10 protein-coding genes are annotated in these 12,386 nt (G+C 58.1%); 9 read left to right on the forward strand and 1 reads right to left on the reverse strand.

The genetic code is table 11. The features are described from left to right. Positions 1 to 138 precede the first annotated feature (138 nt). The 4 genes from ACOT1A_RS10125 (at position 139) to ACOT1A_RS10140 (ending at position 6,151) form a co-directional block, all read left to right on the forward strand. Positions 139 to 1,260: an efflux RND transporter periplasmic adaptor subunit gene (locus tag ACOT1A_RS10125; protein WP_038414997.1), complete on the forward strand. Its 1,122-nt coding sequence runs from the start codon at positions 139 to 141 to the stop codon at positions 1,258 to 1,260. Further along, positions 1,260 to 4,370: an efflux RND transporter permease subunit gene (locus tag ACOT1A_RS10130; RefSeq protein WP_276169980.1), complete on the forward strand. Its 3,111-nt coding sequence runs from the start codon at positions 1,260 to 1,262 to the stop codon at positions 4,368 to 4,370. The genes ACOT1A_RS10125 and ACOT1A_RS10130 overlap by 1 nt, the downstream gene beginning before the upstream one ends. Next, positions 4,370 to 5,734: an efflux transporter outer membrane subunit gene (locus ACOT1A_RS10135; RefSeq protein WP_022646568.1), complete on the forward strand. Its 1,365-nt coding sequence runs from the start codon at positions 4,370 to 4,372 to the stop codon at positions 5,732 to 5,734. The genes ACOT1A_RS10130 and ACOT1A_RS10135 overlap by 1 nt, the downstream gene beginning before the upstream one ends. Before the next feature lie 120 nt (positions 5,735 to 5,854). Beyond that, a complete protein-coding gene (locus ACOT1A_RS10140) occupies positions 5,855 to 6,151 on the forward strand; it encodes a YicS family protein (RefSeq protein WP_022646567.1) in 297 nt (98 codons plus the stop codon). Between the two features lie 50 nt (positions 6,152 to 6,201). On the opposite strand, the gene ACOT1A_RS10145 is transcribed toward ACOT1A_RS10140, so the two are convergent. Further along, positions 6,202 to 7,152, reverse strand: a complete 951-nt coding sequence (locus tag ACOT1A_RS10145; protein WP_022646566.1) for a LacI family DNA-binding transcriptional regulator — start codon at positions 7,150 to 7,152, stop codon at positions 6,202 to 6,204. A gap of 293 nt (positions 7,153 to 7,445) precedes the next feature. Here ACOT1A_RS10145 and ACOT1A_RS10150 point away from each other — a divergent pair, with 293 nt between their 5' ends. The 5 genes from ACOT1A_RS10150 to ACOT1A_RS10170 all read left to right on the forward strand — a co-directional run bounded on the left by ACOT1A_RS10150 (position 7,446) and on the right by ACOT1A_RS10170 (position 12,317). After that, the gene (locus tag ACOT1A_RS10150) at positions 7,446 to 7,760 is read left to right on the forward strand and encodes a PTS sugar transporter subunit IIB (RefSeq protein ID WP_003861034.1); all 315 of its coding nucleotides are present in this window, start codon (positions 7,446 to 7,448) and stop codon (positions 7,758 to 7,760) included. An 11-nt stretch (positions 7,761 to 7,771) separates the two neighbouring features. Next, positions 7,772 to 9,097 (forward strand): PTS sugar transporter subunit IIC, encoded by a 1,326-nt coding sequence (locus ACOT1A_RS10155; RefSeq protein ID WP_063841687.1) that lies wholly within the window; start codon positions 7,772 to 7,774, stop codon positions 9,095 to 9,097. Between the two features lie 17 nt (positions 9,098 to 9,114). After that, positions 9,115 to 10,491 carry a glycoside hydrolase family 1 protein gene (locus tag ACOT1A_RS10160; RefSeq protein ID WP_276169979.1) on the forward strand — a complete coding sequence of 459 codons (1,377 nt, stop codon included), beginning with the start codon at positions 9,115 to 9,117 and terminating at the stop codon, positions 10,489 to 10,491. Between the two features lie 5 nt (positions 10,492 to 10,496). Beyond that, positions 10,497 to 10,799 (forward strand): PTS lactose/cellobiose transporter subunit IIA, encoded by a 303-nt coding sequence (locus ACOT1A_RS10165; RefSeq protein ID WP_421625517.1) that lies wholly within the window; start codon positions 10,497 to 10,499, stop codon positions 10,797 to 10,799. Positions 10,800 to 10,937: 138 nt separating this feature from the next. Further along, positions 10,938 to 12,317, forward strand: a complete 1,380-nt coding sequence (locus ACOT1A_RS10170) for a carbohydrate porin (protein ID WP_022646562.1) — start codon at positions 10,938 to 10,940, stop codon at positions 12,315 to 12,317. Positions 12,318 to 12,386 lie beyond the last annotated feature (69 nt).

Here is a 12,386-nt window from a genome sequence, read left to right on the forward strand (position 1 = left end):
AATAATTAGCGGAAATAAGTAATTTCCCTTTTTTCATTTCTGGCTCTGCCAGAGATGCGAGATCGCTGTGCTTTTAATTAGCCCTCCTCCCTGTTAAGCGATTAACAGGGCAGGCTTCGTTCACCCTGGAAAAAGATTATGAAAACCATAACAACCTCCATCGCAGCATTACTCCTCCTGACAGGGTGCGATAATGCGCAAACATCTGCTCCCCAGCGTCCTCTTCCGGAAGTGGGGATTGTCACACTCATGAGCCAGCCGGTGTCCGTGGTCAGCGAGCTGACCGGCCGCACCGCCGCCGCGATGAGCGCCGAAGTGCGCCCTCAGGTGGGCGGCATTATTCAGAAACGGCTCTTCACCGAAGGCGATACGGTCAAGGCCGGGCAGGCGCTGTATCAGATCGATCCTTCCAGCTACCGCGCCGCTTATGATGAAGCTGCCGCCGCACTAAAACAGGCGCAGGCGCTGGTGCAGGCCGACTGCCAGAAAGCCCGGCGCTATGCGCAGCTGGTGAAGGACGACGGCGTATCACGTCAGGATGCGGAAGACGCGAAGTCCACCTGCGCGCAGGACAAGGCCAGCGTCGAGTCAAAGAAAGCCGCGCTGGAAAGTGCCCGCATTAACCTCAACTGGACCACCGTCACCGCGCCGATTGCCGGACGTATCGGCATCTCCTCTGTGACCCCCGGCGCGCTGGTGACCGCCCAGCAGGATACCGCGCTGGCCACTATTCGCGGGCTGGACAGTATGTACGTCGATTTAACCCGTTCCAGCGCCGATCTGCTGCGATTACGCAAGCAAACCCTCGCCAGCAACAGCGATACGCTGAACGTGTCGTTGATCCTCGAAGACGGCAGCAGCTACAGCGAAAAAGGCCATCTGGCGTTAACCGAAGTGGCGGTGGATGAGTCTACCGGCTCAGTCACCCTGCGCGCTGTCTTCCCGAACCCGCAGCATCAGCTTCTGCCGGGCATGTTCGTCCGCGCCCGAGTGGATGAAGGCATCATGAATGACGCGATCCTCGCGCCGCAGCAGGGCATCACCCGCGACGCCAAAGGTACCGCCACCGCGCTGGTGGTGAACGCCAGCAACAAGGTCGAGCAGCGTCAGCTGGAGACGGGCGACACCTACGGCGATAAATGGCTGGTGCTGAATGGCCTGAAGGCGGGCGATAAGCTGATTGTGGAAGGCACCGACAAAGTCACCGCCGGGCAGGAAGTGAAAGCTGAAGAGATGAAAACCAACGGAGGAAACGCCTGATGTTTTCCCGTTTCTTCGTGCGTCGCTCGGTCTTTGCCTGGGTTATCGCCATTCTCATCATGCTCGCCGGGATACTGGCGATCCGCACGCTGCCCGTTGCGCAGTACCCGGACGTTGCCCCGCCGTCGATCAAAATCTCCGCCACCTACACCGGCGCCTCCGCACAAACGCTGGAGAACAGCGTGACGCAGGTGATCGAGCAGCAGCTCACCGGGCTGGATAACCTGCTCTACTTCACCTCCACCAGCAGCTCGGACGGTTCGGTGAGCATCAACGTCACGTTTGAACAGGGAACCGATCCGGACACCGCTCAGGTACAGGTGCAGAACAAAGTCCAGCAGGCGGAATCACGCCTGCCGACCGAGGTGCAGCAGTCCGGGATCACCGTCGAAAAATCCCAGAGCAACTTCCTGCTGATCATGGGCGTATATGATAAAACCGACACCGCCAGCAGCTCGGATATCGCCGACTGGCTGGTGAGTAATATGCAGGATCCGCTGGCGCGCGTGGATGGCGTCGGCAGCCTGCAGGTGTTCGGTGCAGAATACGCGATGCGCATCTGGCTCGACCCGGCTAAGCTGGCGTCGTACTCGCTGATGCCCTCCGACGTGCAGAGCGCGATTGAAGCGCAGAACGTGCAGGTCTCCGCCGGTAAAATCGGCGCGCTGCCCTCGTCGAACGCCCAACAGCTGACCGCCACCGTTCGCGCTCAGTCGCGTCTGCAAACGGTCGATGAGTTCAAAAAAATCATCGTCAAGAGCGAGTCCAACGGTGCGGTGGTGCGCATCAGCGACGTCGCGCGCGTGGAGATGGGCAGCGAAGATTACACCGCCACCGCGAAGCTGAACGGCCACCCGGCGGCGGGTATGGCGGTGATGCTCTCGCCGGGCGCCAACGCGCTTAACACCGCCACGGCGGTAAAAGACAAGATCGCCGAGTTCAAAAAGTCGATGCCGGAAGGCTACGACGTGGCCTACCCGAAAGACAGCACCGAGTTCATCAAGATCTCCGTTGAGGACGTGATTCAGACCCTGTTCGAAGCCATTATCCTCGTGGTGGTGGTGATGTACCTGTTCCTGCAAAACATCCGCGCGACGCTGATCCCGGCGCTGGCGGTGCCGGTGGTGCTGCTGGGCACCTTCGGCGTGCTGGCGCTGTTCGGTTACTCCATCAACACCCTGACGCTGTTTGCCATGGTGCTGGCGATAGGACTTTTGGTGGATGACGCCATCGTGGTGGTGGAAAACGTCGAGCGTATTATGCGCGACGAAGGGCTGCCCGCCCGGGAAGCGACCGAAAAATCGATGGGCGAAATTTCCGGCGCACTGATCGCCATTGCGCTGGTTCTCTCTGCGGTATTCCTGCCGATGGCCTTCTTCGGCGGCTCTACCGGGGTCATTTACCGTCAGTTCTCGGTCACCATTATTTCAGCGATGTTCCTCTCCGTGGTGGTGGCGCTGACCCTGACGCCCGCGCTGTGCGGCTCGATCCTGAATCACACCGCGCCGCACAAAAAGGGCTTCTTCGGCGCGTTTAACCGCTTCTACAGTAAGACCGAGCACGGCTATCAGAATAAGGTTCTGCGCGCCCTGCGCCGTTCCGGCGGCATGCTGGTGATCTTCGCCCTGCTCTGCGGCGCGATGGGGTTCGCCATGCTGAAACTGCCGGGCAGCTTCCTGCCAACCGAAGACCAGGGTGAAATCATGGTGCAGTACACCCTCCCTGCCGGCGCAACCGCGGTGCGTACCGCAGAGGTAAGCCGCCAGGTACGCGAGTGGTTCCTCACCAAAGAGAAAGCCAATACCGACGTGATCTTTACCGTTGAAGGCTTCAGCTTCAGCGGCAGCGGCCAGAACGCCGGGATGGCGTTCGTCTCCCTGAAAAACTGGTCAGAGCGTAAAGGCGAGGAAAACACCGCGCAGGCCATTGCCCTGCGCGCCACGCAGGAGCTGAGCGCCATCCGCGATGCCACCATCTTTGCGATGACACCGCCGGCAGTGGACGGTCTGGGCCAGAGCAACGGCTTTACCTTTGAGCTGATGGCGAGCGGCGGCACCGACCGCGACGCGCTGCTGAAACTGCGTAACCAGCTGATTGGCGAAGCGAATCAGGACAGCTCGCTGCACGCCGTGCGCGCCAACGATCTGCCGCAGATGCCGCAGCTTCAGGTGGATATCGATAACAACAAAGCCGTGTCGCTGGGGCTCTCCCTGAGCGACGTCACCGACACCCTGTCCAGCGCCTGGGGCGGCACCTACGTGAACGACTTCATTGACCGTGGCCGCGTGAAAAAGGTCTACATCCAGGGCGACAGCGACTATCGTGCGGTGCCGTCGGATCTCAACAAATGGTATGTGCGCGGCAGCGACAGCACTATGACCCCATTCTCCGCCTTCGCCACCACCCGCTGGGAGTATGGCCCGGAAAGCCTGGTGCGCTACAACGGCTCGGCGGCGTATGAAATTCAGGGCGAGAACGCCAGCGGCGCCAGCTCCGGTACGGCGATGAGCAAAATGGAGCAGCTGGCGAATAACCTGCCGTCCGGCAGCACCTGGGCGTGGAGCGGTTTGTCGTTGCAGGAAAAACTGGCGAGCGGTCAGGCGATGAGCCTTTATGCACTCTCCATCCTCGTGGTGTTCCTGTGCCTGGCGGCACTGTATGAGAGCTGGTCGGTGCCCATTTCGGTGATCCTCGTGATCCCGCTTGGGGTGCTGGGCGCGGCCATTGCCGCCTCCCTGCGCGGCCTGAGCAACGATGTCTATTTCCAGGTGGCGCTGCTGACCACCATCGGTCTGTCGTCGAAGAACGCCATTCTGATTGTCGAGTTTGCCGAAGCCAAAGTGGCCGAAGGCTACTCACTGACGCGCGCCGCCCTGCGGGCCGCCCAGACGCGTCTGCGTCCGATCATCATGACCTCGCTGGCGTTTATCGCAGGCGTGACGCCGCTGGCGATTGCCACCGGCGCGGGGGCCAACAGCCGCGTGGCGATCGGCACCGGCATTATCGGCGGGACGCTGGCCGCGACGCTGCTGGCGATCTTCTTCGTTCCTTTATTCTTTGTACTGGTGAAACGTCTGTTCTCCGGTAAGCACGCAAACCGGAGGTCATAATGTTTCGTGTAACTGTTTTAGCGTTAGCACTGCTGAGCGCAGGCTGTGTGTCATTAGATCCCACGTATCAGCGCCCGGACGCGCCCGTTCCGGCCACCCTACCCGGCGCGCACGGCGAAGCCAGCGCCGTGGTGAGCCAGTGGCAGCAGGTGATGAATGATGCGCGGCTGAAAAGCGTGGTGACGATGGCGCTCAACAGCAACCGCGACGTGCAAAAAGCGATTGCGGATATCGACGCCGCCCGTGCCCAGTATGGCGAAACGCGCTCGTCCCTGTTCCCGACGGTGGACGCGGAACTGAGCCACACCCGCAGCCGCACGCTGGCGAGCGGCGTCGCGACGAGCGACGAAGCCAACGGCACGGTCTCCAGCTTCGAACTGGATCTGTTTGGCCGCAACCAGAGCCTGTCGCGCGCCGCGCGTGAAACCTGGCTTGCCAGCGAGTTCACCGCGCAGAACACGCGCCTGACAATGGTCAGCGAGCTGACCACGGCCTGGGTGACGCTGGCGGCGGATAACAGCAATCTGGCGCTGGCGAAATCCACCCTGGAGAGCGCCGCGAACTCGCTCAAAATCGTCAAACGTCAGCAGGAAGTAGGTGTGGCAGCGGCCACGGACGTCAGTGAAGCGATGGCGGTTTACCAGCAGGCGCGCGCCAGCGTGGCGAGCTACCAGACGCTGGTGATGCAGGACAAAAACGCCCTTAACCTGCTGGCGGGCGATACGGTGCCCGAGAACCTGCTGCCCGGCACGCTGGAGAGCCTGAGCGATAACGCCATCACGCTGATCCCGGCGGGCGTCAGCTCCAGCGCGCTGCTGCGTCGCCCGGACATTCAGGAGGCGGAACATAACCTGCTGAGCGCTAACGCCAACATCGGCGCGGCACGCGCCAACTTCTTCCCGACCATTTCACTGACCGCCAGCGCGGGCGTCGGCAGCGATTCGCTGTCATCCCTGTTCAGCCACGGCATGAAGGTCTGGTCGTTCGCGCCGTCCATCACCCTGCCGCTGTTTAGCGGGGGCAACAATATGGCGCAGCTGCGCTATGCGGAAGCGGAGAAGAAGGGGCTAATCGCCACCTATGAGAAGACCATCCAGAGCGCGTTTAAGGACGTGGCCGACGCGCTGGCGCGGCGCGAAACGTTGAGCGAACAGCTTGATGCCCAGCGTGAATACGTGGCGGCGGAGCAAAAAACGCTGGATGTGGCGACGCGCAGTTACAAGGCTGGCGCGGGCGATTATCTGACGGTGCTCACCGCGCAGCGGTCGCTGTGGTCGGCACAGGAATCACTGATTGCCTTGCAGCAAACCGACCTGGAAAACCGCATCACGCTGTGGCAATCGCTGGGTGGAGGGGTTCAGTAACGGCCTGAGAGGGCGATTCTCATACCAGGTGAAAAGTAAATTCATACTTTCGGCTGGAATCGCCTGCCTGAATGTAACGATACATTTCAGAGAAAGCCTGTGACTTTACCGGAGGTCTCAATGAAATCTGCACACCTGGTTTGCCTGCTCGTTTGCCTGATTTTCGCTGCGTTTGTTCACGCGCTGGAGAAGAGCGCTCCGGAGAAAGAGGCCCAGATAAAACAGCAGGTCCTGAAAGATGTGAAGAAAACCTGTACCCCGCAGAAAAAGCAGAGCGATAAGGCCTGGCAGGCGATGATTTTGTCGTCTGAGGCCAATCAGCTGCTGATCAAAAATGCCATCACCGCCGTGAAGCGTGACAACCTGGACGCCTACTGGGATGCAGTAAGTCAGGTGGATTGTATGGAAGATTACTGAGGGTTGAGCGCCGGGTGGCGGCTGCGCCTTACCCGGCCTACATCACATGTTTAACGCTTCCGCACATCCGGAATAATCAAATCCCCACGCAGCACGTAGGACCCGAGCATCTGCGTTTTCGCCGTCAGCCAGCTCACGATGCGCGCCGCCATGGCGTCCATGGAATACTCAATGGCCGGGATCACCGGAATACCCGGAAGATGCAGCGAACCGCCGAGGCTGAAGACCATGATGTCTTCCGGTACCGATTTATTAAACGCCTGTAACTGCGGGATCACCCGCTGGGCTTCCTGCTCGTCTGCCACCAGCAGCGCGTTGAAGTTCAGCGTGGACGCGTTGTTGAGTAATTCCTGAAGCGCAACGGACGATGAAGTCGCGTCCATAAACACGAGGTTGCGATTAAAGGGCAGGAAGTTTTTCTCCAGCGCATGTTTGTAACCCAGCAGCACCTGATCGGCAAAGCCGCTGCCGTGCGGGTGGATCAGTGCTATCTGGCGACGCCCCTGGCTGGTGAGATAGTTGCAGGCCGTTTCAGCCGCGAACGCGTGATCGAACTGAATGCTGTTGGCGTTATCGGCTTCCATACAGTCGACCAGAATGACGTTGTCCATGTCCACGTCCAGCGGGAAACGCGCGCCAATCACCAGAATGTCATCACATAAGCCGCAGGAGAGTTCTTCAAGAGCGTTCATCACTTCTGTTTTCGTGTGTGCGAAACGCAGCAGCAGATGTTTTTGATGCTGGCTGAGGTGTTTTTCCAGCGCGTACAGGTAACCGGTGGTCTGGTTAATGTTCTCCTGCGCGCAAATCACCCCAATGCAGCCCGTCGACTGGCTGAGCAGCGACTGGGCGATCACGTTCGGACGATAGTTCAGCTCATCCACCGCTCTCAGAACAGCCTGTCGGCTGGCTTCTTTAACGCCACGCGACCCGCTCAACACCCGTGATACCGTGGCTTTGGACACCCCGGCCAGACGCGATACATCGTTGATTGTAGACATCTCTCTCCCCTGTCAGACGCAACTGGCGTCTGTAATTTCCATCACCGCTACGGCTCACATTAAAGCCAGAACGGAGTATATCCGTTTCCGTTTTCCATGGAAACCGATTTTCCGTTTCCACTCAATTTGATGTCAAAACAGCCAAATTATGTGACCCACATCCGGTTAATTAGCGTCATAAGTAGTGGATATTGATGGTTGTCACACTTCTGTCTTTTATGAATGGAAACCGGTTTCCGTATCATGTCCAATCATCATCGCAATAACTTTTTACATTTTGAGGATGGTCGTCGATGTTCAAGATTATGCTGTGCTGCTCTGCCGGGATGTCCACCAGCCTGCTGGTCAGCAAAATGATCGATGTTGCAAAAGAACGGGGCTTGCCCGTGAAGATAGATGCGTATGGCGTATCCGAATTTGATACGCAGTTTCCGCACTATCAGGTGGTGCTTCTCGGACCGCAAGTGAAATACATGTTAAAGACACTCTCAGACAAGGCAGCGACGCAAGGCATACCGGTGCAGCCCATCGACATGATGGATTACGGCATGCAGCGTGGCGATAAAGTACTGGACTATGCTCTGTCGCTCATCGAAGCGGCACACTAAAAGGTGTTCACATGAGTTCGTTATATCAATCCATGGTCGCGGTGATTGAACAGTCAATTACGCCGCTGGCCGCGAAGCTCGGTCAGCAAAAGTATGTGATTGCCATCCGCGACGGCTTTACCGCCGCGCTGCCGTTTATGATCATCGGCTCGTTTATGCTGGTGTTTATCTTCCCGCCGTTTTCGGCGGATACCACCAACAGCTTCGCCCGCGGCTGGCTGGATTTCTCCGAGACCTACCGCGAACAGCTGATGCTGCCCTTTAACCTCAGCATGGGCGTCATGACCTTCTTCATCTCGGTGGGGATTGGGGCGAGCCTGGGACGTCAGTTTAACCTCGATCCGGTGATGTCCGGTCTGCTGGCCTTTATGGCCTTCCTGCTGGTCGCCGCGCCGTATGCCGACGGCAAAATTTCGACGCAGTATCTGTCGGGTCAGGGCATCTTCACTGCGCTTATCACCGCGATCTACTCCACCCGTGTATACGCGTGGCTAAAGCAGAACAACGTCACCATCCGCCTGCCGAAAGAGGTGCCGACCGGCGTGGCGCGTTCGTTTGAGATCCTGATCCCGGTGATGGTGGTGATTGGTACCCTGCATCCGCTGAACCTGTTCATTGAAGCGCAGACCGGGATGATCATCCCGCAGGCGATTATGCACCTGCTGGAGCCGCTGGTGTCCGCGTCTGACTCGCTGCCCGCGATTCTGCTCTCCGTTCTGCTGTGCCAGATCTTCTGGTTTGCCGGTATCCACGGGTCGCTGATTGTCACCGGCATCATGAACCCGTTCTGGATGGCGAACCTCTCTGCAAACCAGGCGGCGCTGGCGGCGGGCGCGGCGCTGCCGCACGTTTATCTGCAAGGTTTCTGGGATCACTACCTGCTGATTGGCGGTGTAGGCTCGACCCTGCCGCTGGCGTTCCTGCTGCTGCGCAGCCGCGCCACTCACCTGCGCACCATCGGCAAAATGGGCGTTGTGCCAAGCTTCTTTAACATCAACGAACCGATTCTGTTCGGCGCGCCGATCATCATGAACCCGATGCTGTTTATCCCGTTCGTGTTTGTTCCGCTGGTCAACGCCTGCCTGGCGTACGGCGCAACCAAACTCGGCTGGCTGGCCCAGGTGGTTTCGTTAACCCCGTGGACCACGCCCGCGCCGATTGGCGCCTCGTGGGCAGCGAACTGGGCGCTGAGCCCGGTGGTGATGTGCCTGGTCTGCATGGTGATGTCGGCGCTGATGTACCTGCCGTTCCTGCGCGCCTATGAGCGTACGCTCATCAAAAATGAAGAGCAGAAAGCCCAGGCAACCGTCGGCTCCGCTGAAACAGTTAGCAATTAAGTCAAAGAGGAAGGGTCATGAAATACGCATTTCCCGATAACTTCTGGTGGGGCAGCGCAAGCTCCGCTCTCCAGACGGAAGGGACACGAGAGGGTGAAACCACGTGGGACTACTGGTTTGCCCGCGAGCCGAACCGTTTTCACAACGGCGTGGGACCGCAGCACACCTCCACGTTTTATCAGCACTGGAAAACGGACATTCAGCTGTTGAAGCAGCTGAACCACAACAGCTTTCGCACCTCGATTAGCTGGGCGCGCCTGATCCCCGACGGTATCGGTGAAGTGAACCCGGACGCGGTCGATTTTTATAATCAGGTTATTGATGAGCTGAATGAACAGGGCATCACGCCGTTTATCACCCTGTTCCATTTCGACATGCCGATGGCGATGCAGGAGATCGGCGGCTGGGAAAACCGTGACGTAGTGGACGCCTACGCCCGCTATGCGCAGATCTGCTTCGAGCTGTTTGGCGACCGCGTGATGCACTGGTTTACCTTCAACGAGCCGATCGTGCCGGTGGAAGGCGGTTATCTGTACGATTTCCATTACCCGAACGTGGTGGATTTTCGTCGGGCGGCGACCGTGGCATATCACACGGTGCTGGCCCATGCGAAGGCCGTTCAGGCTTACCGCGCCGGGCATTACGCGGGGGAGATCGGCATCGTGCTGAACCTGACGCCGTCATACCCGCGTTCGCAGAACCCGGCGGACGTGAAGGCGGCGCATATCGCGGATCTGATGTTTAACCGCAGCTTCCTCGACCCCGTGCTGCGCGGGGAGTATCCGGCCGACCTGGTGGCATTGCTGAAATCTTACGATCAGCTACCCGCCTGCAAGCCGGAAGACGGTTTCCTGATTGCGGAAGGGAAAATCGACCTGCTCGGCGTTAACTACTATCAGCCGCGTCGCGTGAAGTGTCGCGACAGCGCGGTGAACCCGCAGGCGCCGTTTATGCCGGAGTGGTTCTTTGATAGCTACGAGATGCCGGGCCGTAAGATGAACCCGTACCGCGGCTGGGAAATCTACGAGCCGGGTATTTACGATATTCTGGTTAACCTGCGCGACAATTACGGTAACCCCCGCTGTTTTATTTCTGAAAACGGGATGGGTGTCGAAAACGAGCAGCGCTTTATTGAAAACGGCCAGATTAACGATCGGTATCGCATCGAATTTATTTCTGAGCATTTAGCGTGGCTGCATAAAGGTATTAGCGAAGGCTGCAATTGTCTGGGCTACCATATGTGGACGTTTATTGATAACTGGTCGTGGTGCAATGCCTACAAAAACCGCTACGGTTTTATTCAGCTCGATTTGGAGACGCAGCAGCGCACCATTAAAAAAAGCGGAGAGTGGTTTGCCGCTACCGCCTTAAATAATTGCTTTGATAAAGAGTAAAAATGATGATCGCATTAGAAGAAGCCGTAATGGAAATTATCGTCAACGCCGGTCAGTCCCGCAGCCTGTGCTTCGAAGCGCTGCATGCGGCGCGCCAGGGCAACCTTGACGAAGCCAAAAGCCTGCTGCGTGAAGCCGATGGCTACGCGCGCCAGGCACACAAGATGCAGACCAAACTGATCGAGCAGGACGCGGGCGAAGCCCGCCAGCCGATGACGTTAATTATGGTGTACGCGCAGGATCATTTAATGAATTCGCTATTAGCGCGTGAATTATCTGAAGAGATTATTCATTTATATCAGAGATAGTCTATGGCGAAATAATTTAATGTAATACCTCTGTACCTAAAACTAGAAATCCACTTGTTCTGATGATAGCGACATGTTCTGTCAGATCGGAGCGGGATGGTTATTGTCTGAATAAAATTAAACTATATTGAGATAACCATGAATACGATTAAAAAACTTCCATTAACCATGGCGGTTATCGCCGCGCTTTGTCCAATTTCCGTGCTCGCGCAAGAATTTACGCAGGAGCAAATTGACGCCATTGTGGCGAAAGCGGTGGATAAAGCCCTGGCCGAGCGTCAGGCGAAAATGGATGCGGCGGTCGCGAAAAAAGCGGACGTCATCACCGAGCCGCAGAGCGCAGCGCAATCCCCGGACATGGCGATTCCGTTTGGCATCAAATTTACCGGCTACGCCCGCTACGGCGCGCACTTCCAGGCCGCTGACCAGAAGTATGTGGCGGTGGACGGCTCCTACAACGGCGCGTCCGCGATTGGTCGTCTGGGTAACGAAGGCAACGGCGGGGAATTCCAGCTCTCCAAGGCCTTCAAGGGTGATAACGGCGCCATCTGGGACATCAACGTGATGATCGACCACTGGGGCGACGAAGTTAACCTCAAAAAAGCTTACGCCGGGGTGACCAACATTATGGCCTCCAACCCGAACGCCTACTTTTGGGCCGGTCGTGACTTCCACCAGCGTCCGCAGCAGGGCATCAACGATTACTTCTGGATGAACCACGATGGCCAGGGCGCCGGGGTGAAGAACTTCGACATCGGCGGCGTGCAGTTCGACGTGGCTGCCGTGGCGGCGGTGGAATCCTGTAGCCCGGAAGTGATGGAAGATGAAGCCAACCCGTCGCGCATCACCTGTACCGGCGGTTCCGGCACGGGTGACAAGGGCAACTACGCTGCCACCTCAAAAATCCACGGCATGAAGCTCGGCCCGATCGACCTGGAGCTGTACGCCAACTACGGTTTTGACTCCAAAGCCGTTGAGAGCGACGAGCGTCTGAACGCCTGGCAGGGCGGCGTGGTGCTGAGCCACACCAACGATAGCGGCGTGAACAAGGTGATCGCCCGCTACTCCGATAATTCGGACAACAGCGTGTTCAACAAAACCGAAGATCTGACCACGGTCTACGCCAGCTTCGAAGGGCTGTATAAATTCACCCAGGCCACGCAGGTGGAGTACATCCTCGCCTTCCACGACTATGACAACAGCCGTGATGACACCGACAACCGTAAGAACTACAACGCCATCGTGCGCCCGATGCACTGGTGGAACGACGTTCACTCCACCTGGCTGGAAGCGGGCTGGCAGCACGTAGATTACGACAACGGCGGCGACAACAAGGGCTGGAAGCTGACCCTGTCGCAGAACATGTCTATCGCCATGGGGCCGGAGTTCCGTCCGATGCTGCGCTTCTACGTGACCGGCGGCAAAGTGGACAACGAACGCACCGCGCGCGTGAACAACACCAAAGATGAGACGCTGGACGACTTCAACGTCGGCGCGATGTGGGAGGCGTGGTTCTAAGGTCAACAACATGCCGGGTGGCGCTACGCTTACCCGGCCTACGGTTTTCCCCCTCTCCCCGTGGGAGAG

It is taken from the genome of Enterobacter cloacae complex sp. SYL003, assembly GCF_049236925.1.
Taxonomy (GTDB): Bacteria; Pseudomonadota; Gammaproteobacteria; order Enterobacterales; family Enterobacteriaceae; genus Enterobacter; species Enterobacter intestinihominis.

What these genes read in the sequence shown, in the direction of transcription:
- ACOT1A_RS10125 (WP_038414997.1), top strand. Translation starts at nt 139, where the DNA reads ATGAAAACCATAACAACCTCCATCGCAGCATTACTCCTCCTGACAGGG.
- ACOT1A_RS10130 (WP_276169980.1), top strand. Translation starts at nt 1,260, where the DNA reads ATGTTTTCCCGTTTCTTCGTGCGTCGCTCGGTCTTTGCCTGGGTTATC.
- ACOT1A_RS10135 (WP_022646568.1), top strand. Translation starts at nt 4,370, where the DNA reads ATGTTTCGTGTAACTGTTTTAGCGTTAGCACTGCTGAGCGCAGGCTGT.
- ACOT1A_RS10140 (WP_022646567.1), top strand. Translation starts at nt 5,855, where the DNA reads ATGAAATCTGCACACCTGGTTTGCCTGCTCGTTTGCCTGATTTTCGCT.
- ACOT1A_RS10145 (WP_022646566.1), bottom strand. Translation starts at nt 7,152, where the DNA reads ATGTCTACAATCAACGATGTATCGCGTCTGGCCGGGGTGTCCAAAGCC.
- ACOT1A_RS10150 (WP_003861034.1), top strand. Translation starts at nt 7,446, where the DNA reads ATGTTCAAGATTATGCTGTGCTGCTCTGCCGGGATGTCCACCAGCCTG.
- ACOT1A_RS10155 (WP_063841687.1), top strand. Translation starts at nt 7,772, where the DNA reads ATGAGTTCGTTATATCAATCCATGGTCGCGGTGATTGAACAGTCAATT.
- ACOT1A_RS10160 (WP_276169979.1), top strand. Translation starts at nt 9,115, where the DNA reads ATGAAATACGCATTTCCCGATAACTTCTGGTGGGGCAGCGCAAGCTCC.
- ACOT1A_RS10165 (WP_421625517.1), top strand. Translation starts at nt 10,497, where the DNA reads ATGATCGCATTAGAAGAAGCCGTAATGGAAATTATCGTCAACGCCGGT.
- ACOT1A_RS10170 (WP_022646562.1), top strand. Translation starts at nt 10,938, where the DNA reads ATGAATACGATTAAAAAACTTCCATTAACCATGGCGGTTATCGCCGCG.